At 67.7% G+C, this 25,378-nt stretch carries 27 protein-coding genes and 1 tRNA gene; 16 read left to right on the top strand and 12 right to left on the bottom strand.

Features of this window, described 5'->3' with window-relative positions; translation table 11 throughout:
- The first annotated feature begins 79 nt into the window (after positions 1-79).
- The 6 genes from CBM2594_RS09820 (at position 80) to CBM2594_RS09795 (ending at position 5,491) form a co-directional block, all read left to right on the top strand.
- Positions 80-781: a haloacid dehalogenase type II gene (locus CBM2594_RS09820; protein WP_116356667.1), complete on the top strand. Its 702-nt coding sequence runs from the start codon at positions 80-82 to the stop codon at positions 779-781.
- Between the two features lie 51 nt (positions 782-832).
- Positions 833-2,419 (top strand): malate synthase A, encoded by a 1,587-nt coding sequence (gene aceB / locus CBM2594_RS09815; RefSeq protein WP_116356666.1) that lies wholly within the window; start codon positions 833-835, stop codon positions 2,417-2,419.
- Positions 2,420-2,757: 338 nt separating this feature from the next.
- Positions 2,758-3,318, top strand: a complete 561-nt coding sequence (gene phaP3, locus CBM2594_RS09810) for a TIGR01841 family phasin PhaP3 (protein WP_116356665.1) — start codon at positions 2,758-2,760, stop codon at positions 3,316-3,318.
- Positions 3,319-3,595: 277 nt separating this feature from the next.
- Positions 3,596-4,339 (top strand): acetoacetyl-CoA reductase, encoded by a 744-nt coding sequence (gene phbB, locus CBM2594_RS09805; protein ID WP_116356664.1) that lies wholly within the window; start codon positions 3,596-3,598, stop codon positions 4,337-4,339.
- Positions 4,340-4,513: 174 nt separating this feature from the next.
- Positions 4,514-4,945, top strand: coding sequence for a universal stress protein (locus CBM2594_RS09800; RefSeq protein WP_116356663.1), 432 nt, complete (start codon positions 4,514-4,516; stop codon positions 4,943-4,945).
- Between the two features lie 72 nt (positions 4,946-5,017).
- Positions 5,018-5,491 carry a ferritin-like domain-containing protein gene (locus tag CBM2594_RS09795; RefSeq protein ID WP_116356662.1) on the top strand — a complete coding sequence of 158 codons (474 nt, stop codon included), beginning with the start codon at positions 5,018-5,020 and terminating at the stop codon, positions 5,489-5,491.
- Between the two features lie 72 nt (positions 5,492-5,563).
- Here CBM2594_RS09795 and CBM2594_RS09790 read toward each other — a convergent pair whose 3' ends face one another.
- Both CBM2594_RS09790 and CBM2594_RS09785 read right to left on the bottom strand, forming a co-directional pair.
- A complete protein-coding gene (locus tag CBM2594_RS09790) occupies positions 5,564-6,082 on the bottom strand; it encodes a hypothetical protein (RefSeq protein ID WP_116356661.1) in 519 nt (172 codons plus the stop codon).
- Positions 6,083-6,174: 92 nt separating this feature from the next.
- Positions 6,175-7,938, bottom strand: a complete 1,764-nt coding sequence (locus tag CBM2594_RS09785; protein WP_116356660.1) for an ABC transporter ATP-binding protein/permease — start codon at positions 7,936-7,938, stop codon at positions 6,175-6,177.
- Between the two features lie 301 nt (positions 7,939-8,239).
- Here CBM2594_RS09785 and CBM2594_RS09780 point away from each other — a divergent pair, with 301 nt between their 5' ends.
- Positions 8,240-9,226, top strand: coding sequence for a Bug family tripartite tricarboxylate transporter substrate binding protein (locus CBM2594_RS09780; RefSeq protein ID WP_116356659.1), 987 nt, complete (start codon positions 8,240-8,242; stop codon positions 9,224-9,226).
- Positions 9,227-9,238: 12 nt separating this feature from the next.
- Here the strand turns inward: CBM2594_RS09780 and CBM2594_RS09775 are convergent, their stop codons facing one another.
- Complete coding sequence (locus tag CBM2594_RS09775) at positions 9,239-9,658, bottom strand: DUF1801 domain-containing protein (protein WP_116357757.1); 420 nt, start codon at positions 9,656-9,658, stop codon at positions 9,239-9,241.
- Between the two features lie 95 nt (positions 9,659-9,753).
- Between CBM2594_RS09775 and CBM2594_RS09770 the strand changes: the two genes are divergently transcribed.
- From CBM2594_RS09770 to CBM2594_RS09760, 3 genes are all read left to right on the top strand, one after another.
- Entirely contained in the window at positions 9,754-10,236 is a 483-nt protein-coding gene (locus tag CBM2594_RS09770) for a DUF1801 domain-containing protein (RefSeq protein WP_116356658.1), read from the top strand.
- A gap of 114 nt (positions 10,237-10,350) precedes the next feature.
- Positions 10,351-11,454, top strand: a complete 1,104-nt coding sequence (locus CBM2594_RS09765) for a mandelate racemase/muconate lactonizing enzyme family protein (protein WP_116356657.1) — start codon at positions 10,351-10,353, stop codon at positions 11,452-11,454.
- A gap of 171 nt (positions 11,455-11,625) precedes the next feature.
- Positions 11,626-12,717, top strand: coding sequence for a mechanosensitive ion channel family protein (locus CBM2594_RS09760; protein WP_116356656.1), 1,092 nt, complete (start codon positions 11,626-11,628; stop codon positions 12,715-12,717).
- A gap of 33 nt (positions 12,718-12,750) precedes the next feature.
- On the opposite strand, the gene CBM2594_RS09755 is transcribed toward CBM2594_RS09760, so the two are convergent.
- From CBM2594_RS09755 to CBM2594_RS09725, 7 genes are all read right to left on the bottom strand, one after another.
- On the bottom strand, positions 12,751-13,647 hold the full coding sequence (locus CBM2594_RS09755) for a metal-dependent hydrolase (RefSeq protein ID WP_116356655.1): 897 nt from the start codon (positions 13,645-13,647) through the stop codon (positions 12,751-12,753).
- Between the two features lie 211 nt (positions 13,648-13,858).
- Positions 13,859-15,412, bottom strand: coding sequence for a serine hydrolase (locus CBM2594_RS09750; protein WP_116356654.1), 1,554 nt, complete (start codon positions 15,410-15,412; stop codon positions 13,859-13,861).
- A gap of 314 nt (positions 15,413-15,726) precedes the next feature.
- A tRNA-Leu gene (locus tag CBM2594_RS09745) sits at positions 15,727-15,813 on the bottom strand.
- Between the two features lie 91 nt (positions 15,814-15,904).
- Positions 15,905-16,714, bottom strand: a complete 810-nt coding sequence (locus CBM2594_RS09740; protein ID WP_116356653.1) for a MetQ/NlpA family ABC transporter substrate-binding protein — start codon at positions 16,712-16,714, stop codon at positions 15,905-15,907.
- Between the two features lie 203 nt (positions 16,715-16,917).
- Complete coding sequence (locus CBM2594_RS09735) at positions 16,918-17,238, bottom strand: type II toxin-antitoxin system PemK/MazF family toxin (RefSeq protein ID WP_116356652.1); 321 nt, start codon at positions 17,236-17,238, stop codon at positions 16,918-16,920.
- On the bottom strand, positions 17,232-17,486 hold the full coding sequence (locus tag CBM2594_RS09730; RefSeq protein ID WP_116356651.1) for an AbrB/MazE/SpoVT family DNA-binding domain-containing protein: 255 nt from the start codon (positions 17,484-17,486) through the stop codon (positions 17,232-17,234). Before CBM2594_RS09730 ends, CBM2594_RS09735 begins: the two co-directional genes overlap by 7 nt.
- A gap of 167 nt (positions 17,487-17,653) precedes the next feature.
- Entirely contained in the window at positions 17,654-18,061 is a 408-nt protein-coding gene (locus tag CBM2594_RS09725) for a VOC family protein (RefSeq protein ID WP_116356650.1), read from the bottom strand.
- Between the two features lie 240 nt (positions 18,062-18,301).
- On the opposite strand from CBM2594_RS09725, the gene CBM2594_RS09720 reads away from it, so the two are divergent.
- Together CBM2594_RS09720 and CBM2594_RS09715 are read left to right on the top strand one after the other, a co-directional pair.
- Positions 18,302-18,772: an SRPBCC family protein gene (locus CBM2594_RS09720; protein ID WP_198048149.1), complete on the top strand. Its 471-nt coding sequence runs from the start codon at positions 18,302-18,304 to the stop codon at positions 18,770-18,772.
- Positions 18,769-20,250 (top strand): DHA2 family efflux MFS transporter permease subunit, encoded by a 1,482-nt coding sequence (locus tag CBM2594_RS09715; protein WP_116356648.1) that lies wholly within the window; start codon positions 18,769-18,771, stop codon positions 20,248-20,250. The genes CBM2594_RS09720 and CBM2594_RS09715 overlap by 4 nt, the downstream gene beginning before the upstream one ends.
- Before the next feature lie 20 nt (positions 20,251-20,270).
- Here CBM2594_RS09715 and CBM2594_RS09710 read toward each other — a convergent pair whose 3' ends face one another.
- On the bottom strand, positions 20,271-20,540 hold the full coding sequence (locus CBM2594_RS09710; protein ID WP_012353003.1) for an acyl-CoA-binding protein: 270 nt from the start codon (positions 20,538-20,540) through the stop codon (positions 20,271-20,273).
- Between the two features lie 129 nt (positions 20,541-20,669).
- On the opposite strand from CBM2594_RS09710, the gene tsaB reads away from it, so the two are divergent.
- From tsaB to CBM2594_RS09690, 4 genes are read left to right on the top strand one after another with little or no spacing between them, the layout of a single operon-like run.
- Positions 20,670-21,425 carry a tRNA (adenosine(37)-N6)-threonylcarbamoyltransferase complex dimerization subunit type 1 TsaB gene (gene tsaB / locus CBM2594_RS09705; RefSeq protein WP_116357756.1) on the top strand — a complete coding sequence of 252 codons (756 nt, stop codon included), beginning with the start codon at positions 20,670-20,672 and terminating at the stop codon, positions 21,423-21,425.
- The gene (gene rimI, locus CBM2594_RS09700; RefSeq protein ID WP_116356647.1) at positions 21,422-21,982 is read left to right on the top strand and encodes a ribosomal protein S18-alanine N-acetyltransferase; all 561 of its coding nucleotides are present in this window, start codon (positions 21,422-21,424) and stop codon (positions 21,980-21,982) included. The genes tsaB and rimI overlap by 4 nt, the downstream gene beginning before the upstream one ends.
- Positions 21,979-22,836, top strand: a complete 858-nt coding sequence (locus tag CBM2594_RS09695) for a uracil-DNA glycosylase (protein ID WP_116356646.1) — start codon at positions 21,979-21,981, stop codon at positions 22,834-22,836. The genes rimI and CBM2594_RS09695 overlap by 4 nt, the downstream gene beginning before the upstream one ends.
- Positions 22,811-23,941, top strand: a complete 1,131-nt coding sequence (locus CBM2594_RS09690; protein ID WP_116356645.1) for a DUF1853 family protein — start codon at positions 22,811-22,813, stop codon at positions 23,939-23,941. Before CBM2594_RS09695 ends, CBM2594_RS09690 begins: the two co-directional genes overlap by 26 nt.
- A gap of 39 nt (positions 23,942-23,980) precedes the next feature.
- On the opposite strand, the gene lplT is transcribed toward CBM2594_RS09690, so the two are convergent.
- Positions 23,981-25,300, bottom strand: coding sequence for a lysophospholipid transporter LplT (gene lplT / locus CBM2594_RS09685; protein ID WP_116357755.1), 1,320 nt, complete (start codon positions 25,298-25,300; stop codon positions 23,981-23,983).
- Positions 25,301-25,378: the final 78 nt, after the last annotated feature.

Genomic DNA, 25,378 nt, shown 5'->3' with positions numbered 1-25,378 from the left:
TGGTGTACAGAGCCACGCAGCTGTGGTCTGGCATCCACCCACCCAGTCGCCCCATACGTTGCAGCTTGCCCAGGCCCTCATGAACAAGATCCGCGCCGTCGTCTTCGATGCCTATGGCACGCTGTTCGACGTGTATTCCGTCACCGCGCGCGCGGAGCAGCTGTTCCCGGGCCGCGGCGAGGCGCTGGCGCTGCTGTGGCGCGAGCGCCAGATCGACTACACCCGCATCCGCACCATGGCCGCGCCGGACGGCGCGCACTACAAACCGTTCTGGGCCATCACCGTGGACGCGCTGCGCTATGCCGCCGAGCGCCTGAACCTGGCCCTGGACGAGGCCGCCGAGGCGCAGCTGCTCAAGGAGTACGCGTGCCTGTCGGCGTTCCCGGAAAACCTGGGCGCGCTCAAGCGGCTGCGCAAGGCGGGGCTGCCGCTGGGCATCCTGTCCAACGGCAATGCCGAGATGCTCGACATCTCGGTCAAGAGCGCCGGCATGCATGGCCTGTTCGATCACGTGCTGTCGGTCGATGCGGTGCGCCAGTACAAGACCGCGCCCGCCGCCTATGCGCTGGGGCCGCTGGCGTTCGGCCTGGAGGCGCAGGAAATGCTGTTCGTCTCGTCCAACGGCTGGGACGCGTGCGGTGCCACGTGGTATGGCTACACCACTTTCTGGATCAACCGTGCCGGCCACCCGGCGGAGCGGCTCGATGTCGCCCCCGCCGGCACCGGGCACGACATGAACGACCTGCTCGAATTCGTCCGCGCCCGTGGCGTGGCGGCATAGCAGGGCGCCCAACCACCAACGCTATCGCTATCGTTTAACAGGAGAACACTGATGGCTATCACGCTGCCCGCGGGCATGAAGATTACCGGCGAAATCCTGCCGGCCTACGAAGATATCCTGACGCCGGAAGCCCTGGCCCTGGTAGACAAGCTGCACCGCGCCTTCGAGCCGCGCCGTCAGGAACTGCTGGCCGCGCGCGTCGAGCGCGCCAGGCGGCTGGACGCCGGCGAGGTGCCCGACTTCCTGCCGCAAACCAAAAACATCCGCGAAGGCGACTGGAAGGTTGCGCCGGTGCCCAAGGCGCTGGAATGCCGCCGCGTGGAAATCACCGGCCCGGTCGAAGCCAAGATGGTGATCAACGCCTTCAACTCGGGCGCTGACAGCTACATGACCGACTTCGAGGATTCCAACACCCCCAACTGGCACAACCAGCTGCAGGGCCAGGTCAACCTGAAGGCCGCCGTGCGCCGCACGCTGACGCTGGAATCCAAGGGCAAGCAATACAAGCTGAACGACAAGATCGCCACGCTGCAGGTGCGTCCGCGCGGCTGGCACCTGGACGAAAAGCACGTCACCATCGACGGCAAGCGCGTCTCGGGCGGCATCTTCGACTTCGCGCTGTTCCTGTTCCACAACGCGAAGGAACAGATCGCCCGCGGCGCCGGCCCGTTCTTCTACCTGCCGAAGATGGAAAGCCATCTGGAAGCGCGCCTGTGGAACGACATCTTCGTGATGGCGCAGAACGAGATCGGCCTGCCGCAAGGCACCATCAAGGCCACCGTGCTGATCGAAACGATCCTGGCGGCGTTCGAGATGGACGAGATCCTGTATGAGCTGCGCGAGCACAGCGCCGGCCTGAACGCCGGCCGCTGGGACTACATCTTCTCGTGCATCAAGAAGTTCAAGAACGACAAGAACTTCTGCCTGGCCGACCGCGCCAAGGTCACCATGACCGCACCGTTCATGCGCTCGTATGCGCTGCTGCTGCTCAAGACCTGCCACCACCGCGGCGCGCCCGCGATCGGCGGCATGAGCGCGCTGATCCCGATCAAGAACGATCCGGAGAAGAACGCCATCGCCATGGAAGGCATCATCAGCGACAAGCGCCGCGACGCCACCGACGGTTACGACGGCGGCTGGGTGGCGCACCCGGGCCTGGTCGAGCCGGCCATGAAGGAATTCGTCGCGGTGCTGGGCGACCAGCCGAACCAGTTCGGCAAGCAGCGCCCGGACGTGCAGGTGAAGGGCGCCGACCTGCTGAACTTCCAGCCGGAAACGCCGATCACCGAGCACGGCCTGCGCATGAACATCAACGTCGGCATCCACTACCTGGGCGCCTGGCTGGCCGGCAACGGCTGCGTGCCGATCCACAACCTGATGGAAGACGCCGCCACCGCCGAGATCTCGCGCTCGCAGGTGTGGCAGTGGATCCGCTCGCCCAAGGGCAAGCTGGAAGACGGCACCAAGGTCACCGCCGAGCTGGTGCGCAAGCTGATTCCGGAAGAGCTGGCCAAGGTCAAGGAACTGGTTGGCGGCGACACCAGCACCTATGACCGCGCCGCGCAGATTTTCGAGCAGATGTCGACGTCGGAGGACTTTGCCGAGTTCCTGACGCTGCCGCTGTACGAAGAAGTCTGAGCGCGAACCGGCGCTTGCCTAAAGAAACCGCAGCTTCGGCTGCGGTTTTTTTATTTCTGCGCCCGCAAAGCCGCGTTAAGCCGGCCTTACACCTGTCATGCAGTGCAGCATGACAGCGTAAGTAGTTGTAACTTTAGAGCCCCCAGCAGCACTTTCCCTGTCCTGTTTTCAATACTTTTTGGGTTTATCCCTAGAACCTGAATTAGAAGAAACACTCTAGGATGCGGGTTCGATGGTGCGCTGCAAGATTGGCGGCGCGGCCCGGTCCGGAATTCGTTGCGTGACCAGAAGCCAGCGCCGGTGCGCCATTCCGACCGATCCACCCACAGGAGATCTGCATGTCACCTTTTACGCCCGAACAATTTGCTGCGGCGCAGAAGTCCAACATGAACCATTTGTTCGCGCTGACGAACACGGCATTCGAAGGTTTCCAGAAGCTGACCGAGCTGAACCTGCAGACCCTCAGGGCCACGCTCAGCGAAGGCCAGCAAAACGTCGAGGCGGTGCTGGCCGGCAAGGACGTGCGCGAAGTGTTCGCGGCACAGGGCAACCTGGCCCAGCCGGCTGCCGAGAAGGCGGCGGCGTATGCGCGCCACGTCTATGAGATCGCTTCGAATACCCAGGCGGAACTGAGCAAGGCGGTCGAGGCGCAGTACACCGAGCACAACCGCAACGTCCAGGCGTTCGTCGACACCTTCGTCAAGAACGCGCCGGCCGGTTCGGAAGCGCTGACCGCGCTGCTGCAATCGGGCGTGGCCGCGGCCAGTAACACCTACCAGTCGTTCCAGGACGCCGCCAAGCAGACCGCTGAAGTGGCCAAGGCCAACTTCGCCAAGACCGCCGCCGCAGCGGCGTCGGGCACGGCGGCCAACGCCACCTCCCGCGCCGCCAAGGCGTAACGGCGCAGCGCCGGCCGTTGGCCCTGCAAGGCCGGCGCGCCTGACACAGATCGCAGGCAGGCCTGGGAACCCGCGTTCCCGGGCCTGCGGCACCGCGACACCAAACCTTCCCGCCCACCGATGCAAACCGGGACCGGCACGGTCCGGCCCGGCATGGCCGCGCTTTGCCTGCGCCACGGCGGCGGGAATTTGTTTTTCGGGACTACCGGGGGAATACCCCTTCCGGCCCTTCCGGCAAGGCAGGGGTCTTTCAACTTACGACAACGACGCAATCAGCATGACGAAGAGAATCGCATTGGTAACAGGTGGCATGGGTGGACTCGGCGAAGCCATCAGCATCCGGCTGCACGACGCCGGCCATGCCGTGGTGGTGACGCACTCGCCCGGCAATGCCAACGCAAAGGAGTGGCTCGCCGCGATGGCCGCCACCGGCCGCGAGATGCGCGCCTATGAGGTCGACGTCTCCGACTACGACGCCTGCCAGGCCTGCGCCGCGCGTATGCTGGCCGACGTCGGCCGCGTCGACATCCTGGTGAACAACGCCGGCATTACGCGCGACATGGCGTTCAAGAAGATGGACAAGCCGAACTGGGATGCGGTGATGCGGACCAACCTCGATTCGGTGTTCAACCTCACCAAGCCGCTGTGCGAAGGCATGGTCGAGCGGGGCTGGGGCCGCATCATCAATATCTCGTCGGTCAACGGCTCCAAGGGCGCGTTCGGCCAGACCAACTATGCCGCGGCCAAGGCCGGCATGCATGGCTTCACCAAGTCGCTGGCGCTGGAGGTGGCGCGCAAGGGCGTGACGGTCAATACGGTCTCGCCGGGCTACCTCGCCACCAAGATGGTCAACGCCGTGCCCAAGGAGATCATGGACACCAAGATCCTGCCGCAGATCCCGGTGGGCCGCGTCGGCAAGCCGGAGGAAGTGGCGGCGCTGGTGGCGTTCCTGTGCTCGGAGGACGCGGCCTATGTGACCGGGTCCAATATCGCCATCAACGGCGGGCAGCACATGCAGTAAGGGGCCTCGGCACTGGCCTTTGCCTGCTCCCGGAAGCTCTTCCGGGCGCGGTGCGGCGCAAGTGCCGGCCGCTGGCCTCGTTGCGTTCCTCCGCAAGCCGGATTCTTGTCCATACTGAACCTTGACTGGCGCACAGCCTTACCCGCGGGGGGACCACCGCATACGGAGGGAATCGTGTTCAAGCACATCTTGCTGGCTACCGATGGCTCGGAACTTTCAAGAATGGCGATGGAGGCGGCCATCGGCTTTGTCAAGGCTGACGGCACCAGGCTGACTGCCTATACCTGCATGGAGGAGTATCCGTACCTGGCATCGGGCGATGCCGGCCATCCCAGGCGCAAGGCTTTCGAGGAACAGGAAGCCGAACGGGCCAGGGCCCGGCTGGAAGAGGTAGTCGCCGCGGCCAGGGCGGCGGGCGTGGCCTGCGCCACCGACACGACGGCAACCGTTCCCTACAAGGGCATCATCGATGCGGCGGCGCGGCACGGGTGTGATGTGATCTTCATGGCGTCGCACGGCCGCAGGGGCCTGGAGGGTTTGCTGGTCGGCAGTGAAACGCAGAAGGTGCTCACCCACTGTCGGGTGCCCGTGCTGGTCTACCGCTGAAGGCGCGAGCGCGCAACGCTCCGGGCCCCGCTGTGGGCCTGCCGTCGGACTCCATCCATGGGAGGAACTGCCATGACGGAAATCGAACAGCAAAAGGTGGTCGGCGTACTCAACCGGATCCTCGAGGCCGAGCTCGCCGGGGTGGTGCGCTACACGCACTATTCGTTCCTGATCTTCGGCTTCGGGCGCATTCCGATTGTGTCGTGGCTGCGCGAGCAGGCCAATGAGTCGCTGCTGCATGCCCATCAGGCCGGAGAATGGATAACGACCCTCGGCGCGTATCCCTCGCTTGGTATCGGTGAACTGCTGGACGCCCACACCCACGATATCGGCGCGATCCTGCGTGAATCGCTGGCAACGGAGATGCGGGCGCTGGCGTTGTATCGCGAACTGCTCAGCCTGGTCGAGGGCCGCTCGGTCGCGCTGGAAGAGTACGCACGGCAGTTGATCCAGCTCGAGGAGCTGCACGCCGGCGAGGTCGAGAAAATGCTGCGCAAGCCCGGCGCGCCGGTGGCCGATCCTGCCCGGCGTTCCGACCATGGATGAACCCGGCATCCAGCGCGTGCCGGTCTGTTCGCGTGGCGAGGATCACGGCGGCGCGAGCCTGCCAGGCCGCGCCTACTTGCTGCCGTCGCGCGCGTCCCCGCCGATCGCATCGACGATGATCATGGTGCGGTCCAGCACCCCGCGCTCGTCGAAGTAGGCGCTGAAGTGCGCCGGCTGGAACGCGCCGGCGTAGAGGCGGTACGACCAGGCCTCGCGTTTCATCATCGGGTAGTACTCGACCGGCTCGCGCGGCAGGCCGAAGTGCTCGGCCACGTCCTGCTTGGTCCACACGCCGGGGCGGGCGGCATAGATTTCCTTTTCGGTCAGCATCTGGCGGAAGCGGGTCAGCTTGCCGCCGGCGTCGAAGTCGGCGGCGTAGACCTCGAAGCCGAGCGGCTGCTTGGAGTAGATCCAGCGGGTGATGCCGTTGGCGAGCGGATAGGTTTCGGTGGGCGCGCCGAAGGTATCGCGCACGGCGCTCTGCGGGCTGCCGAGCATCTTCTGCGCGGTCTGCTCCGGCTGCAGGGTTGCGCAGGCGCTCAGCAGGGTTGCCGCGGTGGCGGCGAGCCAGACGGTCAGGCGATGGCGCATGGTCGATCTCCGGTTAGCGCAGCGAATCGGGAATCCGTTCAGCATAGCGCAACGCATCCGCGCGCGTGCCGGTGCTGCGCGTGTCCCGGCCATTACCAGCCAAAGCGGTAGTCCCTTGCACGATGCAGCCGCCACGTGCCGTCGCCCGGCAGTTCCAGCACCTGGTGGTGATACTTCAGCAGCGTGGGCCGGTGGCTGACGCTGACCAGCGTGGCCTGCAGGCCGGCCAGCAACTGGTACAGGGCCTCTTCGTTGCTGATGTCGAGGGCGCTGGTGGCCTCGTCCAGCATCACATAGCGCGGCCTGGCCAGCAGCACGCGCGCGATGGTCAGCCGCTGCTGCTCGCCCAGCGACAGGACCTTGCTCCAGTCCACCTCCGTGTCCAGCCCGCCGAAGCGGCCGGCGATGTCGCACAGGTTGACGGTATCGAGCAATTGCAGCAGCTCGCGGTCGGGCACCTGCCGGCCGACATGGTTGGGATAGAGCAGCTGGCTGCGCAGGCTGCCGACCACCATGTACGGATGCTGCGGCAGGAACAACATGTCGTGCGGCGCCGGCCGCACGATGCGGCCGGCGCCGCTGTTCCACAACCCCGCAATGGCGCGCATCAGCGAACTCTTGCCGCCGCCGCTGGCGCCGACGATCAGCAGCCCCTCGCCAGGGTTGATCGACACGCTCAGGTCGGTCACCAGCGTGCGCTCCTGGTTGGGCGTCTGCAGCGTAACGCGTTCCAGCGCGAGCCGCGCCTCCTGGCGCGATTCGATGGTGCCTGCCGCGCGCGGCGCGCCCGACCTTTTCCCGCTCAGCGTGCTGGAGAACGTGTCGAGGCGGTCCAGCCCGGCCACGAACCGGCTCAGGTCTTCAAAATTGTCGACGATCACCGTCAGCGCATTCAGCACGGCGGCGAAGGCACCGGCGGCGCGGATCGCGCTGCCGACTTCGAGCTCGCCGTCCAGCACGCGCGAGGCGACGATGGCGCTGGGCAGCAGGATGGTCAGGAAGCCATAGCCATACTGGAACAGGTTCAGCCCCAGCTGCCACTTGATAAGCCGCTCGAAGTTCTGGAACGCCTTGCCGAAGCGCCCGCGCACGTGGGCAGACTCTTGCGGCTCGCCGCGATAGAACGCAATCGACTCGGCGTTCTCGCGCACGCGGATCAGGCTGAAGCGGAAATCGGCCTCGCGCTTGAGCTGGTAGAAGTTCAGGCCGATCAGCACGCGCCCGAAGCAGGCGATCGAGACAAAGGTGCCGGCGATGGCGTAGACCACCAGGAAATAGACCAGCTCCCTGGAGATCATCCACAGCACCGCGCTGAACGCGATCAGCTGCAGCAGCGCGCCGATGCCGATCGACAGGAAGAACAGCGATTGCCGCGTAAAGGTGTTGATGTCCTCGGCGATGCGCTGGTCGGGATTGTCGATGGCGGCATCCGCATTGAGCTTGTAGAAAATGCGGTTCTTGAAATATCCGTCCAGGTAATGGTGGGTCATCCAGCGCCGCCAGTGCAGGCCCAGCTTGTTGCGGATGTAGTAATAGACCGCGTAGACCGGGATCGCGACGATCAGGATATACAGGCAGGTACGGATCGATGCCCAGAAGCGGTCGGCGTCGCGGGCCGCCAGCGCCGAGGTGAATTCGCCGGTCTGCTCGTTGATCAGCACCTCGGCCTGGGTCTGGCCCAGCAGCAGCAGGATCAGCACCACCAGCAGGCCGGCGGCCTTCCATCGTTCCTGCGAGACCCAGTAGGGTTTGGCGATCACCCAATAGCGGGTCCAGACGTGCCGGGTCGACGTGGCGGGGCGTTTGCCCGGGGCCGGCGTGCTGTCGGCCAGCTTCGGCTCTGGCACGGCGCTCATAGTCCACCTCCGGGGTGCTGAGCGGATTTCATTATCGTCACATTGCGGCACGGCCCGGTCGCTGCGTTCGCGGGCCGCGGCACGGCGGAAAATGACTATTGAAATATAGGCCAGCAATATCGATGCCCGGCGCTTTTGCCGCTATCGGGCGCTTCCGTCAGGCACGCCGACCGTCCCCCGCAGCCCGCGTGTCCCGCTTGTGCGCATGGTGGAAACCCGGGCGTGTCCCCGGCCTGAACACTCACTAAGATGAAAGACCCGCCGCCGTGCGGCGCACAACCATAACGCGGAGACTTCATCCATGGATCGTCGACAGTTCCTGAGCACCGCGGCCCTCGCGGTGGCGGCCGGCGCGGCGCCGCATGCGCTGGCCCAGCAGTGGCCCGTGCGCGCCATCCGGCTGGTGGTGGCCTATCCGCCCGGTGGCGGCACCGACGTGGTGGCGCGCCTGTTCGCCGACTACCTGACGCGCGTGACCGGGCAGTCGGTGGTGGTGGAGAACAAGCCCGGCGGCGCCACCATTCCGGCCACGCAGGACGTGATCCGCGCGAAGAACGACGGGCAGACCCTGCTGGTGACGCTGGGCTCGTCGGCCACCTCGGGCGCGCATATCAACCGGGTGCCGTACGATCCGTTGACCGATTTGACCGCGCTGGCCGAACTCGGCCGCGCGCCGGTGCTGCTGGCCGCCAACAAGGATGCCCCTTACAACACGCTGAAGGAACTGGTCGCCTACGCCAAGGCGAATCCGGGCAAGCCGATCCACTCGGCCTCGTACGGTCCGGGCACGTCGTCGCACTTCGGCCCGCTGCTGTTCAACCGGCTCGCCGGCACGAATCTCGAGCCGGTGCTGTACAAGGGCTCGGCCCCCGCCACGCAAGACCTGGTGGGCGGCGTGGTGCCGCTGATGATCGACGGCCTGACCACCGGCGTGCCGCTGTACCAGGCCGGCAAGACCAAGGTGCTGGCGACCACCATTCCGGAGCGCTCGGACCTTGCGCCCGGCGCGCCAACGTTCCGCGAGCTGGGCTATCCCGAGATGGAGCAGCTCAGCGGCTATTTCGCGCTGTTTGGCCCCAAGGCCATGCCCCGGGAGACGGTGGACGCGGTCTCCGCCGCGGTGCGCAAGGTGCTGGCCGATCCGGCCTACCAGAAACGCCTGGCCGGCGTCGGCGTGCTGCCGCCGCAGGCCGTCACGCCCGAAGCGTTCGCCGCGCAGGTCCGCGCCGACCACGCGCGCTGGGGACAGTTCATCAAGGACATCGGCTTCAAGATCGACGGGGCCTGAACCCCCGTCGCTTCACGCGTCTGCTTGCGGGCTGGCCTTGGCGCGCGTGGCCGCCGGCGTCTTTTTCCTGGCCTTCTCCTGGTTGAACGCGATGGCGGCGCGGACCAGCGTCTTCAATGCGCGTGCGTCGATCTTGTCGCCCTCGGCCAGGTCGATCGCCCGCCATTTGTTGCCGCCCAGGCCGGCGTTGAAGAGGTGGTCCGGATCGGGCAGGCTGGCGCCGTTGGTAAAGGTGATCTTGACCTTGCCCTTGTGCGCGTTGGCGACGGCAATCATGCCGTCGCGCGACCATACCGGGCTGCCCATCCATTTCCATTCCTCGATGATGCCGCTGTCGGCGGCGAGGATGGCCTTGCGCAGGCTGGCCAGCGTCTGCCCGCGCCAGTCGGTCAGGCCCGCGATCAGTCGGTCGATCTGTTCAGATGGGTTCATCATCGATGCTCGTTCCTAAAGGTTCTGGCTGACCGGACTTATCATAGCCGCTGCATGATGCCTCGCCGCGGCAGGTCAACCAGGGGAGTTCAGCCATGGCCAACAGCACGTCCGGTACCCCGGCACGGGGTGCACGCAAGCCCGCCCAGAAAGCCGCGACCCGGCCCGCCACCGGCAAGCCGGCACTGCTGGCAGGCGGTAATCCGCAGATTCCGAAAGGCGACGGCGACGCGCCGGTGCAAGCCTATCTCGCGGCAATGCCGGGCTGGAAGCAGGACGCGGGCCGCCGCCTTGACGCGCTGGTCGAGCGCAACGTGCCCGATGTGATCAAGGCGGTGCGCTGGAACTCGCCGTTCTATGGCAGGCCGGGGCAGGGCTGGTTCCTCAGCTTCCATTGCATGACACGATACATCAAGGTGGCGTTTTTCCGCGGCATGTCGCTGGACCCGGTGCCGCCGGTTGAATCCAAGGACAAGGACACGCGCTATTTCCATATCCACGAGGGCGAAGCCTTCGACGAGGCGCAGCTGGCGCACTGGATCCGGCAGGCCGCGGCGCTGCCGGGATGGAAGCCTTAGTCGCGCGCCGCGCGGCATACGGTGGTTCGACGACTGCCTTCTGGCCTATATTGAAGTCCTGCGCGGCTCAGGCGCCGGCGTTGCGCGGGCGGCCGGTGGAGGAGGGAGGACGCCATGAAGATCGCGAGCATCGAAGCCATCGTGCTGCGCATTCCGTTCACGGTCGGGGGCGTTCCGGCCGCGGGCGTCTGGGGCGGGGCCGGCATGCAGGCGGCCGACTCGCTGCTGCTGAAGGTGAGCACCGACGGCGGCATGGTCGGCTGGGGCGAGACCTTCGGCTTCGTCGGCATTCCGGCGGCCAGGGCGGCGATCGAGCAGATGCTGGCGCCAGCCTGCATCGGCCGTGACGCGACCCAGATCGAGGCGATCGGCCTGGACCTGCAACGCAGGTTCCATGTGTTCGGGCGCAGCGGGGCCTTGTTCTATGGGCTGTCGGCGCTCGATATCGCGCTGTGGGATCTGTGCGGCAAGGCGGCCGGGCTACCGGTCCATCGCCTGCTCGGCGGCGCGCGGCGCGAGCAGCTGCCGGCCTATGCCAGCCTGATCCGGTATGCCGATGCCGAAACCATCGCGGTCAACGTCAGGCGCGCCATCGCCGACGGCTACCGCAGCCTGAAGCTGCACGAAGTCGACCTGGCCGTGATCCGCGCCGCGCGCGCGGCCGCGGGCCCCGGGATCGAGATCACGCTGGATACAAACTGCCCGTGGAGTCTGCATGAGGCCATCGACATGGCGCGCGCCCTGCAGCCCTTGTCGCTGCGCTGGCTGGAAGAGCCGCTGTGGCCGCCCGAGAACTACGCCGGGCTGGCGGCGCTGCGCCAGCGCTGCGCGATTCCGCTTGCAGCCGGCGAGAATGCCACCACGCTGATGGAGTTCGAGCACCTGCTGAGCCTTGGCGCGGTCGACGTGGTGCAGCCCAGCCCGGCCAAGATGGGCGGCATCAGCGCGCTGCGCGAGGTCTTTGCGCTGGCCGCGGCGCACAACGTGCAGGTGATGGTCCATACCTTCTACGACGGCCCCGGGCTGCTGGCCGCCATGCATGCCACCGCGGCGCTGGGCGACGCCGCCGCCATGATCGAATGGCGCTACTTCGACATGGAAGCGCAAGTGCTGGGCGATGCCGTGGTGCCGCGCGACGGCATGATCGCGCTGCCCACCGGCCCGGGCCTGGGCATCGACCCCGATCCGGAAGTGATCCGGCGCTACCGCGTCGGCTGACGGCGCCGCCCGGGGGCGGCCCCGTGGCGCATCCGGCGCGCGCCATGCTGCGCGGTCCGCCTCGGGATGCCGGTTCTGGCGCCACGTTGCCCGGAACAGCGGGCGAACTTCCATGCCTGCCTCGTGTCGTTACTTCCATGGCCGTGCAATCCCCGGCAAACAGGACGACGCATGCACCTTGACATCCTTCTCGATCATCCGTGGTTCGGCACATGGACCGCCGCGCTGGTTGCCGTCATCGTTGCGCTGATCGTGCATCGGCTGGGCGGCCTGCTGCTGTTGCGCATGACACGCGCCACGCCGGTGCTGCATGCCATCGTGGTCAAGTCGCGCGCACCGGCCAAGGCGGTGCTGCCGCTGCTGGCGTTGCAGACCGTATGGCAGGCGGCGCCGGACGACCTGCGCTGGATCGACAGCGTGCGCCATCTCAACGGGCTGCTGATGATCATCGCCACGACCTGGCTGGCTGCCCGTATCATCGCGGGCCTGGCGCAGGGCATCATGGCGCGGCATCCGGTCGACGTGGCCGACAACATCGGTGCGCGGCGCATCCATACGCAGACGCGGGTGCTGTCGCGCATCGCCATGTCGCTGGTGGTGCTGATGGGCGCGGCGATGCTGCTGATGACCTTCCCGGGCGCGCGGCAGGTCGGCGCCAGCCTGCTGGCCTCGGCCGGCGTGGTCGGCCTGATCGCGGGCTTTGCCGCCAAGCCGGTGTTCAGCAACATGATCGCCGGCCTGCAGCTGGCGCTGACCCAGCCGATCCGGCTGGACGATGTGCTGATCGTCGAGGGCGAGTGGGGCCGCGTGGAGGAGATCACCGGCACCTACGTGGTGCTGCGGATCTGGGATGAGCGCCGCCTGATCATCCCGCTGCAGTATTTCATCGAGAAGCCGTTCCAGAACTGGACCCGCAGCAGCGCGCAGCTGCTGGGCTCGGTGTTCTTCCACGTCGATTACGGCATGCCGCTGGCACCGCTGCGCAAGGAGCTGGAGCGCATTGTCCATGCCGCGCCCGAATGGGACCGGCGCTTCTTCAACCTGGTGGTGACCGATGCCACCGAGCGCACCATGCAGCTGCGCGTGCTGTGCACCGCGGCGTCATCGGGGCTCGCGTGGGACCTGCGCTGCGTGGTGCGCGAAGGGCTGATCGACTTCATGCAGCGCGAGTATCCGCAGTTCCTGCCGCGGCTTCGCATTGAAGGAGAGGGCGATGGCGAGGGCGGCGCCGCGCGGCGCGGCGGCGCCGTGCACGTGGCGTGAGCCGGCGCGCGGGCATGGTCCCGCGCGGCCGGATCAGAAATCGACCTTCTCTCCCGGCTGCGGCACGATCACGCGCGTGGCTGCGCCGGTGCCCAGCGCGGCGTTGAATTCCTGCGGCGTGCCGCGCAGTTGCGGTGAGGTCTGGTAGTGGATCGGGATCGCAAAGCGCGGCCGGATCAGGTCGCGCACCGCGATCGCCGCGTCCTGCGGCCCCATGGTGAAGTGGTCGCCGATCGGGACCAGCACCAGGTCGGGCCGGTACCGCTCGCCGATCAGCCGCATGTCGCCGAACAGGCCGGTATCGCCCATGTGCCAGACGCGGAAGCCGTTCTCCATCTCGACGATGTAGCCCACCGGTTCGCCGCCATAGTGGGTATCGTCCTTGCCGGTGGCCGGGTTCTTGCGCACCAGTTCCGACGAGTGCTCGGCGTGTACCGCGGTGATCTTCGGTCCGGTCGGGCCGAACGGCATCACGGTGCCGCTCTTGCCAAAGCGCTGCACCAGCGCGGCGGGGACCATGCCGAGGTTGATCAGGGCCTGGCCCATGCCGCCGCCGTTGTAGATCGGCGCGTTGTTCAGCTGCGCCAGCGCCGGGGCGTCGCCGAGGTGGTCGTTGTGCGCGTGGGTCACCAGGATCACATCGACCTTGCCGAGCGCGGGCAGCTGCCGGAAGCCGGCGGGGGTCTTCGGGTTGGTGGTGAGCCAGGGATCGATGACGATGACCTTGCCGCCCGGCGAGGTAATGCGGACCGCGGCCTGGCCGAGCCACAGGATTTCGGTCTTGCCGGCGGTGGCGGCGGTGGTAGCAGCGGTGGTGGTGGCGGTGGCAGGGGGCGCCTGCGTGACCGCGGTGGGGGTCGGCGGGGGCGTGCCGCAGGCGGCGAGCGTGGCGATGGCGGCGGTGAATACGACTGCGCGGAATCTGGTCATGGTCGTTCCTTCCGTGGCTGAGTCATGGATCGAACCGTTCCGGCCCCGGGTCCGCAGTGCCGCTGCGTCAGTGCTGCGGGTGCGGCGCCGGCGGGCAAGGGTGGCAGGGGAGCGTGTTGCAGTATTGGCGCGAGGGGGGCGAGTGTCAATGCGACATGGCCACGGCGCTGCCACAGTCGCTGCCACGGTCGTGCCACACCGCGCGCACGCGCTAGCGGACAAAGACGCCCAGCCCTTCGTGGTCGTAATACTCCAGCCATACCTGGTTGCTGGCAAAGGCCGCGCGCGAGATCGTGCCGGGGGTGGCGTTCTCGTTGTGGAGCGTGAAGGTAAAGACGTCCCCATCCCAATGCGCCAGCGTCAGCACCAGCGGCTTCGCGCCCAGCGTCATGACCAGCGCGCCGCCCTGTTCGGTGACCAGCAGCGGGCCGTAGTAGTCGTTGCGGTAGGTGCCGGCATAGGTGGACAGCGCGCGCGCGGGCAGCGGGTTTGCCGGCCGCGGCTGGCCCACCAGCCGGCCCTCGGGCACCAGCAGCGGCGCGAAGGCCTCGGTGAAGATTGCGCCCCAGTCGCGGCGGAAGGCGCCGTACTGGACCAGGTCGAAGAACTGCGCGTTCAGTGTTTCCGGGATGCCGATGGGATAGCCGTTGGTCAGCGTGACGATGGCCAGGTTCAGCGACGGCACCGCCGTAAAGCTGGTGGCCGCGCCCACCGCGAACGCGCCGGAATGGTTGTAGTTGGTCAGCCCCAGCTCGGTCGTGCCGACATTGAAGCCGTAGCCGTAGTAGCTGGCGGGGCGGCCCTGCACGGGCGGGCCGCTTTGCATCTGCTCCGACAGCGCCGGCGCGAGCGCCGCGGCGTCGACGATGCGCTGCCCGGCGAACTCGCCTTTGGCCAGCACCATCACCAGCCATCTGGCCAGGTCGTTGACCGAGGCGCTGACCCCGCCGGCAGGCGATTGCGCATCGGGCATGGTGCCCATGCCCTGCACCCAGTTGCCGTTGACCCTGACGTGGCCCAGCGCGCGGTTGTCGCGCGCGGCGAAGTCGGCGTAGCGCGAGCTGGTGCGGGTCATGCCCAGCGGCTGGTAGATGGCCTGCTCGGACAGCGTGGCCCAGTCGGTGCCGGCGGCGTTGGCCACCGCCTCGGCCGCGGCGGTCATGCCGAAGTTGGTGTACTCGTAGACCGCGCGCAACGGATGCAGCGGCAGGAAGCGCAGGCGTGCCAGCACTTCGCGGCGATCGTAGCCCATGTCTTCGAGCCGGTCGCCGGCATGGTCGGGCAGGCCGGAACGATGCGCGTAGAGGTCGCCGACGGTCACGGCCTGCGTGGTTTCCGCATCGGACAAGGCGAACCCGGGCAGGTGGCGGATCACCGGGGTATCCCAGCCGATGCTGCCGCGTCCGACCTGCCGCGCCACCACCGTGGCGCCGATCGGCTTCGACACCGATGCCAGCTGGAACACGGTATCGGCATCGACCGGCGCGGGATCGGTCACCAGCCGGCGGCCGAAGCCCCTGGCGTAAACGGCCTGGTTGCCGCGCACCACGGCGACGGCCATGCCGGGCACGCCGGAGCTCGCCATCAGGTTGGCCGCCAGCGTATCGACCTGGGCGATGGCGGCGCGGATCTGCGCGTCGGGAACCGGATCGGGCGGCGGCGCCGGCGCCGGATCGTCATCGCCACCGCAGGCGGGCAGGGTGGGGACCAGCAGGCCGCTCAGCGCGGCTCCCAGAAAACGGCGACGCTCTTGCAGTGTGCCCACGACAGGTCTCCCGACGGCGGCGCCCGCGCGCCCTGGAATTTACTGTAGGCGATAGGCACGTGAATCCCGGCGGGTCCGGAAAAACAAAAGGCCCGCACTTTCGTGCGGGCCTTTCTCGCGGAAAGAAAAAAGGCCTGCATGCGCAGACCTTTCTTTTAAATCGTGGTGCCCAGGAGAGGACTCGGTCACGCAGGCGCGACCCCGGCTGCGCTTGCAAGCGCAGCCCTTCTCGTCCTCACGAAAAGCGCTCAAGCGCTTTTCTTCCTGGGCAGATATGAAAAAAGGCCTGCATGCGCAGACCTTTTCTTGAAACGTGGTGCCCAGGAGAGGACTCGAACCTCCACAGTGTTGCCACCGCTAGGACCTGAACCTAGTGCGTCTACCAATTCCGCCACCTGGGCAGGTGGTGAGCCGCGAATTCTACCGAAGGCGGCGGAATTTGCAAGCCCCTGCACGGGCGCCGCGTGAAAAAATTCACGCGCCCGCTGGCAATCAGAACGACGGCACCATCGCGCCCTTGTACTGCGCCTTCATGAACTGGCGCACGTCTTCGGACTGATACGCGGCCACCAGCTTCCTGACCCACGGCTTGTCCTTGTCCTGGGTGCGCACCACGATGATGTTGGCGTACGGGCTGTGGATGTCTTCCAGCGCGATGGCATCCCTGGTCGGCTGCAGGCCGGCGGCGAGCGCGTAGTTGGTGTTGATCACGGCGGCGCCGACATCGGGCAGCGCGCGCGCCAGCTGGGCCGCGTCGAGTTCGACGATCTTCAGCTTCCTGGGGTTCTCGGCTACGTCCAGCGGCGTGGCATTGGAACCGTTGGTGCCGGCGCCGGCCTTCAGCTTGATCACGCCTTGCGCCTGCAGCAACAGCAGTGCGCGGTTTTCATTGGAGGGGTCGTTGGGTACCGCGACCTTGGCGCCCTGCGGCAGGTCCTTGGGCGACTTCAGGGTCTTGGAGTAGATGCCCAGCGGCGAGATATACGTGTAGCCCACGCTCTGCATCTTGTAGCCGCGCTGCTTCACCTGGCTGTCCAGATACGGTTGGTGCTGGAAGCTGTTGGCGTCCAGGTCGCCGGCGTCGAGCGCGGCGTTGGGCTGCACGTAGTCGTTGAATTCAACGACCTTCACGTTCAGGCCATTGCGCTTGGCCACCTTCTGGACCACCTGCCAGACCTCGGCGTCCGGCCCGCTGACGGTGCCGACCCGAATGGTCTGTTCCTGGGCCGAGGCACTGCCGGCGGCGATAAAACCCACGGCGGACACTGCTGCCGCCAGACGCTTGATGAAAGACGTGCGCATAGGAGTTGTGAAGGTCTTGTTGTGAGGTGGCGAGTGAGAGGCAAGCGCCGGGCAGGGATCGCCTGTCCGCAGCGAGCGCACAGATTAACGCAATTGCGTGCGGATGGCGCGGCGCGGACGATTCTGGCGTCTATTTCTTTTTCATAAGCTTATGAAGTCGCGCAGTGCCAGCCTGCCGGCATTAAATGCCATTGCGCGGCACCTCAGTCAGCAAAGACTTCACGCAAGGTCCGCAAGGTGTCCGCCACGGTGCGCTCGCTCAGGCCGCCCGCCCGTTTTACCAGCCGGGACTTGTCGACGGTGCGGAGCTGGTCCAGCAGGATCAGCCCGGTCTTGCGCTGGAAAGTCACCGGGATCCGGAACGGTGCCGGCCGGCTGCCGGTGGTCATCGGCGCCACGGTGACGGTGCGCAGGTAGTCATGCATTTCGGGTGGAGACAGGATGACGCAGGGGCGCGTCTTCTCGATCTCGCTGCCGACGGTGGGATCGAGCGCGACCAGCCAGACGTCGCCGCGCGCTACCATTTCAGCTCCGCGTCGCCGGCGTTGGGCAGGTCGCCCAGCACCAGGGTGTCGTCGCCGGCCGCGGCGATCTGCCGGCTGGCTTCCGCCCAGCCTTGCCGCGGCGCCTGCCGCGGCCGGCGCAGCACCAGGGAGTCATTGACGACTTCCATTTCCACTTCCATTTCATTCTCCAGACCCAGCTGTGCCAGGATTGCCTTGGGGATCAGGACACCTTGCGAGTTGCCCATCTTGCGGATCGTTGCCTTCATCTCTCGTTGCTCATGGTGTGGCCAAAACTGACGTCAGCACAATGTTATTACAACGCGGGCATCAATGAAACAGGCAGGCACGACCCTGCGTGGAAATGTGCCATCGCGGCGCAGCCGGCAACAGGCGAATGGTCCGAAAACGCCTATCCCGGGCGAGATGGATCGGCTCAGCCCGCCACGGCCCCGTACCCCTGGCCCTTCCATTCGACAAAACATAGCCCATGCCCGAACGGGTCCGACAGCGTCGCCTGCCGGCCCCAGGCAAACTCCTGCGGCCAGTCCTCGATCTCGGCGCCGGCGTCGAGCGCGCGCTCGATCGCCTGCTCCAGGTCAGCGACGACGAAATCGAGGTGAACCGGGGTCCAGTGGCGGCGATAGTCGCGCCGGGTCGCGGCGCGCGTGGTCGGGCGCGTGCCCGCGGGCTTGGCGAGCAGGTAGATCGGGGTATTGCCGCCCAGCATTTCGGCGACGGTGCCGTCGAACAGCGTGCGGTTGAGCCGCAACCCCAGCCCTTGCGCGTAGAAGTCGATGCCGCGCGCCAGGTCGTCGACATCGATATTGATCAGCAACTCCATCACAGCCTCCTGCGGCGTTCCGTGGGCAAGGGGCCGCATTGTGCGCCGGGTCTCCTGACACCTGCTGTCAGGAGTGATGTTTCCGCCGGGCGGCGTTGGCGCGGGGAATTCAGTCGGTGCGGAGCCTGGCCGTTATCCGAGAGGGGGCGGGTCGGCCCATGTTGCACCGCGCAGACAAAAAGGTCTCGCGAATACGCGGAGACTTCATAATATCGACTTACCGCAAATGGGAGAGTGAAGTTGCGTTTTGAGCACTTGGTTGAGATCAATGATCCGGGCAACCCGCAGCTGGAACCGCTGACGGCCGAACAGCTGTGGCAAGGCCTGGTGCTGCGCGCCGAATCTCCCGAGCTCTTCGTGCTGGGCCTGGACAGCGCCGAGGTGGTGGGCCGCGGCGACAACTGGATCGACCGCGTGCTGCATTTCGGCGAAGCGTCGATCGAGGACCACGTGGTCTACGAGCCGCGCCGGCTGGTGCGCTATGAAACCGCGGCCACGCCCGAGCATGCCGGCGGCACGCTGACCATGGCGATCGAGACCCCGGGGCCAGGCGCGCTGCTGCTGCGCTTTGTCTACGAAACCACCATGCCGGCCGTCGATGCGAGCGGCGACGACCGCTACGCCGAGATCGTCAAGTCTGCCTACCACGCGGCCGACATCGACACCGTCCGCAAGATCCGCGAGATCGCCGACACCGGGCGGCTGGGGTGAGCGAGGGCCCCGCCACGCCGGAGGGTTCCGGCCAGCGGCCGGGTCTGCCGACCCGGCAGGCGCTGCGCGCGCGCTACGGCGAACGGCTGCGCTGGCTGGTGCTGGCGACGCTGATGCTGGGCACGATCTCGTCGATCGTCTCGTCCACCATCGTCAATGTCGCCATTCCCGACCTGAGCCGGCATTTCGTGCTGGGGCAGGAGCGCGCGCAATGGGTCGCGGCCAGCTTCATGGTCGCGATGACGCTGTCGATGCTGCTGACGCCGTGGCTGCTGAACCGCTACGGGCTGCGGCGCACCTTCCTGGGCGCGTCGCTGCTGCTGGGCGCGGGCGGGCTGGTGGGCGGCTTCTCGCCCACCTACGGCGTGATGATCGCCATGCGCGTGGCCGAGGGCATTGCCGCGGGCATCATGCAGCCGCTGCCCAATATCCTGATCCTGCGGGTGTTCGAAGAGCGCGAGCAGGGCAAGGCGATCAGCCTGTTCGGCTTCGGCGTGGTGCTGGCGCCGGCGCTGGGCCCCAGCCTGGGCGGCTTCCTGGTCGAGGCCTTCGGCTGGCGCTCGATCTTCTTCGTGGTGGTGCCGCTGACGCTGCTGGCCGTGCTGATGGCGCGCCGCTTCATGGCGGTGGATTCGATCATGATGGGCGAGCGCCAGCCGCTGGACTGGCGCGGCCTGGGCCTGGCCGGCATCGCCACGGTCAGCCTGCTCAACGGCGTGGTGGAGATGCGCGACAGCGTGCCGGCGGGCCTGGCGCTGTCGGGCTTCGGCGTGCTGATGCTGGCGGCGTTCGTGATGTGGCAGCTGCGCGCGGCGTACCCGCTGATGAATATGCGGCTCTACAGCTACCGTCAGTTCGCGGCGGGGGCGGTGGTGGCCTTCATCTATGGCGCGGGCCTGTTCGGCTCGACCTACCTGTTGCCGGTCTATATGCAGATGGCGCTGGAGTACACGCCGTCGCGGGCCGGCCTGGTGCTGTTCCCGGCGGGCGTGGTGCTGGCGCTGACGATTGCGCTGGCGGGGCGCTTCACGCACCGGATCCCGCCGCATGTGCAGGTGTCGTTCGGGCTGGCGCTGCTGTCGTTGTCGTTCCTGCTGATGGCACTGGGCTCGCGCGCGACGCCTTACCTGGTGCTGGTGGCGCTGGCGGTGCTGGGGCGGATCGGACTGGGCTGCATCCTGCCGTCGCTGACGCTGGGGGCGATGCGGGGCGTGGATTTCAGCCTGATCGCGCAGGGCTCGAGCTGCATCAACTTCCTGCGCCAGCTGGGCGGGGCCATCGGCGTGAGCCTGGCCGGGGTGGGGCTGCAGTGGCGCCTGGCCGAGCATGGCGCGGTGCTGGGCCAGGCCGGCGACACCGCGCTGCAGGCGGCGCGCATCCGCGCCTTCGACGAAACCTTCCTTGCGGTCGGCGTGGTGATCGCCAGCGCGATGCTGGCGTCCTGGCGCATCCGGCCGCGCCCGGTGCCGGCGGCCTGAAGCCGCCGGGCCGGCGCCGTTCAGCTGGCGGCGCCGCTGCGCAGTTCTTCCACCAGCGCGATGTATTGCTCCATCGCCTGTTCGCGCGCGGTGCCGCGCAGCGCTTCCCACGCCTCGAACTTGTAGCGGCCGACGAAATCGGTCATGCCGGGCTTGTCGCCGTGGGCATCGCCCTCGCTGCCTTGCTTGAACAGCGCGTACAGGCGCAGCAGGGACATATTGCTGGGGCGCTCGCTCAGTTGCTTGACGTCGATCTGGGCCTGTTCGAAGCGTGCCTGCAGGTCGCTCATGGGGTTCCTCCGTGTGGACTGTCTGGATTGCGAAAAATGCAGCCCGATGATAGCCGCCCCGCGCCGCCGCGCCGTCCGTATAAAACCGAAGAAGCCCTCGATTCCGGGCCCAACGGCTACAATCGCGCCATGTCCTGGATTCTTGCTGTTGAAACTTCTACGGAGTGGTGCTCGGTCGCGCTCGGACGCGCGGCAGGCACCGGCATCGAGTGCCTGGTGCGCCATGAGCACACCGGCGCACGCTCGTCGGCACGCGTGCTGCCGGCCGCCGGGGAATTGCTGGCCGAGGCCGGCATTGCGCTGGCCGATTGCGCGGCCATCGCCTTTGGCGCCGGCCCGGGCTCGTTCACCGGCCTGCGCACCGCTTGCGGCGTGGCGCAGGGGCTGGCCTTCGGCGCCGGGCTGCCGGTGGTGCCGGTCAATACCCTGATGGCCTGCGCCGAGCGCGCCCGCGCCGCCACGCCGGCACTGCCGGAAGGCACCGCGGTGCTGGTGGCGCTGGATGCGCGCATGGACGAGGCCTATGCGGCGGCCTTCGGCTGGAACGCCGCCGCGCAGGCGTGGGCGGAACTGACGCCGATGCAGGTCGGCGCGCCCGAAACGGTGGCGCTGCCCGATGGCGAATTCTGGCTGGCCGGCAATGCCTCGACGGTCTTTGGCGAGCGCCTGGCCGGCCTGGCCCGCGCCGCCCGCGTGCTGCCGGAGGCAATGCCCCATGCGCAGCCGATGGTGGCGATCGCGCTGCGCGCGCTGGCGCGCGGCGAGGCCATCAACGCCGACCAGGCCATGCCGGTCTACCTGCGCGACAAGGTCGCCCAGACCATCGCCGAGCGCGAGGCCGTGGCGGCAGCGCGCGCGGCGGCCCAGCCGGGGAATGCATCATGAGCGCCGCCTATCCGCTCGCAGAGCGCCAGGCCTGGCCCGCGGTGCCGACCATGCCGGCGTTGCCGGAAGGCTGGTCGCTGGGCCGCATGAGCGCGCTCGACCTGCAGACGGTGGCGGGCATCGAGGCACGCGCCTACAGCCATCCGTGGACGCGCGGCAACTTCGAGAACTCGATCAAGTCCGGGCATCTCGGCCTGACCCTGCGCGATCCGGCGGGCACGCTGGTGGCCTACGCCGTGCTGATGCCGGTGGTCGATGAAATGCACCTGCTCAATATCACGGTGGAGCCGCAGCGCCAGCGCCAGGGGCTGGGGCGGCTGATGCTGGCGGTGGCGCTGGCCACCTCGCACGCGCACCGCATCCACACCATGCTGCTGGAAGTGCGGCCGTCCAACACCGGGGCGATCGCGCTGTACCAGGCGGCTGGTTTTGCCGAGATCGGGCGCCGCAAGGGCTATTACCCGGCGCCTGGCGGCAAGCGCGAAGACGCGCTGGTGCTGCGTCGCGCCTGGCCGGCGCAGGATGCCGCCAATGAAGGCGCGGAGGGCCAGGCATGAACCGCCGTGCGCAGTTCCTCGAGGTGCTGGGCATTCCGACCGAATGGATGCCGCGCGCGCCCAGGTTGGCGCAGCCCGACGCAGCGGTGCAGCCCGTCGCGATGCCGGTGGCCGAACCGCCCGCGGCGTTGCAGGCTGCCTCGGTGGCCGAAGCGGACACGCACGCCGAAGCGCCGCTGGCCGCACCAGTGGCGCGGCCGGCAACCGGTGAGCGCGCTGCGCCCTCGCTGGTGCCCGCCGGCCCCGCGGCCGGCACGGCGCAAGCCGACCGTGAAGCCGCCATCGCCACGATGGACTGGCCGGCGCTGGACGCCGCGGTGGCGGGCTGCACCGCCTGCGGGCTGTGCCAGACCCGTACCAACACGGTGTTCGGCGTGGGCGCGCGCCAGGCGGAATGGATGCTGGTGGGCGAGGCCCCGGGCGAGAACGAAGACCTGCAGGGCGAGCCGTTCGTCGGCCAGGCCGGCAAGCTGCTCGACAACATGCTCGGCGCGCTCGGCCTGGCGCGCGGGCGCAATGTGTTCATCGCCAACGTGCTCAAGTGCCGTCCGCCCGGCAACCGCAACCCGGAGCCGGAAGAGGTGGCGCAGTGCGAGCCCTTCCTGCGCCGGCAGATTGCGCTGGTCAGGCCGCGCGTGATCGTGGTGCTGGGCCGCTTCGCGGCGCAGTCATTGCTGCGCACCACCACGCCCATCGGCAAGCTGCGCGGTACCGTTCATACGTATGAAGGCATCCCCGTGGTGGTGACCTACCATCCCGCCTATCTGTTGCGCACGCTGACCGACAAGGCGCGCGCCTGGGAAGACCTGTGCCTGGCCCGGGAGGTCCATGACCGTGCGGGAGCTGGGGCCTGACCTCTCGCTGACCCGCGGCGGCGACGGCCATGGGCCGTCGCACGCGCCGCTGTGGCGCCGTGCCGCGTCGGCACGCGCGCGCGACCTGGCCTGGACCACGCTGTCGCCGCCGCTGCTGGGCGCGGTGCCAGGCGCCGCGCTGGCGCGCTGGCCGGCCGGCACCCTCGAGGCCTGGCAGCACTGGCTCGACGGCGCGGATCCCGCCATGCTGCCCGCCACCATCGACGAACTGGCCGACGGCCACGCCGCGTTCTCCGCCGATCCCGACCACGACCCTGCCAACCGCAGCCTGCGCCTGGGCCGCCATGCCGAGCGGCTGCTGCATTTTGCGCTGCGCCATATGCAGGGGCTGTCGCTGCTGGCCGCCAACGTGCCGGTGCGGCGCGCGGGCCGGCACGGCGTGCGCACGCTGGGCGAGCTGGATTTCGTCTGGCGCGACCTGGCCTCGGGCGCGGTGGTCCACTGGGAAATGGCGGCCAAGTTCTACCTGATGGCCAGCGGCCACCAGCCGCCGCGCGCGCAGGATTTCGTCGGTCCCAACCTGGTCGACCGCCTCGGCGACAAGCTTGGCCATATCGTGCAGCGCCAGCTGCCGCTGGGGCACACGGCCGAGGCGCGCGCCGCGCTCGGCCATAGCGTGGACCGCAGTGAGGTCTACCTGCTGGGCTGGCTGTTCTACCGCGACGGCGAGGTCCCGGCCGGGCTGGACACGCTGGGCATTGCGCCGGACCACCTGCACGGCTGGTGGTCCACGCTCGAGGCCTGGGCCGCGCGCGCCGCCGCGCACCCGGGCCGGCGCTGGTGCCGCCTGCCGCGAACCGGGTGGCTGTCGGGCGCGCTGGTGCCGGAAGCCGGCACGGCCGACGCCGGCACGCTGCATGCGCTGCTGGCGCAGCGCTTTGCCGATACGCGCCATGACCACGGCTGGCGCCGCGAGTCGCCGGTGATGCTGTGCGAACTGGAACCTGCCGGGCCGCAGGCGCCGGGCTGGTGGCGCGAATGCTCGCGCGGCTTCGTGGTGCCGCCGGGATGGCAGGAGCGCGCGCTGGCGCGCACCGCGGAACCGCCGCGGGCAGCGCCGCAAGGCGGGCAGGACGAGAGCTGACCCGTCATGGCCGGCCAGCGTGGCCGCGCCGTGCCGGGGTTAGTGGTGCTTGTCCTCGCCGATCATCGCCAGCGAGTTGAAGGTGCGCACGTTGTACTTGTGCAGCTTGAGCACCAGCGCCATGGTCACGCAGATAAACAGGCCCAGCGCGATGATGACCACGCCGATCGGCACGTTCAGCTTGATCAGCAGCGCGTACAGGCACAGCATCAGCAGCACCGAGACGTTCTCATTGAAGTTCTGCACCGCGATCGAGTGCCCGGCCGACAGCAGCACATGGCCGCGGTGCTGCAGCAGCGCGTTCATCGGCACCACGAAATAGCCCGACATCGCGCCCACCAGCATCAGGAACACGTAGGCGATGGCCATGTACAGCGGCATGTGCAGGCCCAGCACGTCGAGCGTGACCTGCGGCATCGCGTCCTTGGTGTAGAACGCCATCAGCATCACCGTGGCGCCCATCGCCACGCCGAAGGGCAGCACCGACAGCGATTTGCGCAGCGGAATGCGCGCCGCCGCCATGATCGCGCCGACGGCCACGCCCACCGCCACCACCGCCTGCAGCAACGCGCCCTGCGACAGGTTCAGCCCCAGCGATTTCTCGGCCCACTTCAGCACGATGAACTGCAGCGTCGCGCCCACGCCCCAGAACAGCGTGGTCACCGCCAGCGAGATCTGGCCCAGCTTGTCGCGCCACAATGCCAGGAAGCAGTCGCCGAACTCGGCGATCAGCTTGATCGGGTTCTTTTCCTGCGCCGGGTAGCGGGCGCCGGTGTCGGGGATGAACAGGTTGAAGACGGAGGCGATCACGTAGAACAGCATGATCACCACCATCGCGGCCTCGGCCGGGGTGTCGATGCCGGTATTGATGAAGGGCAGATCCAGGCGCAGCAGCATGCTGGAGACATGCACCGAGATCAGCGCGCCGCCCACCACCGTGCCGAGGATGATCGAACCCACCGTCAGGCCCTCGATCCAGCCGTTGGCCAGCACCAGTTTTTCGGGCGGCAGCAGCTCGGTCAGGATGCCGTACTTGGCCGGCGAATACGCCGCCGCGCCGAAGCCGACCACGCCGTAGGCCAGCAGCGGATGCAGCCCGAACATCATGATGGCGCAGCCGACCACCTTGATCGCGTTGGTGATGAGCATCACCCGCCCCTTGGGCATCGAGTCGGCAAAGGCGCCGACGAAGGCGGCAAGAATGACGTAGGAGAGAACGAAGAACAGCTTGAGCAGCGGGGTCATCCACTGCGGGGAATGCAATTCGGTGAGAAGGGCGATGGCGGCGATCAGTAAGGCATTGTCGGCCAGCGAGGAAAAAAACTGCGCGGCCATGATGGTGTAAAAACCCTTCTTCATGCTGTCGACTTTCTCTCCATCGCGCGCTCCATTCAGGGTGGCCAGGCTGGTGCCGGCCGCAGAGGCCATGGTTTGCAG

The organism is Cupriavidus taiwanensis (genome assembly GCF_900249755.1).
Taxonomy (GTDB): Bacteria; Pseudomonadota; Gammaproteobacteria; order Burkholderiales; family Burkholderiaceae; genus Cupriavidus; species Cupriavidus taiwanensis_D.
Note: the sequence above shows the minus strand (reverse complement) of the source record. Positions and strands in the feature narration are given on the sequence as shown.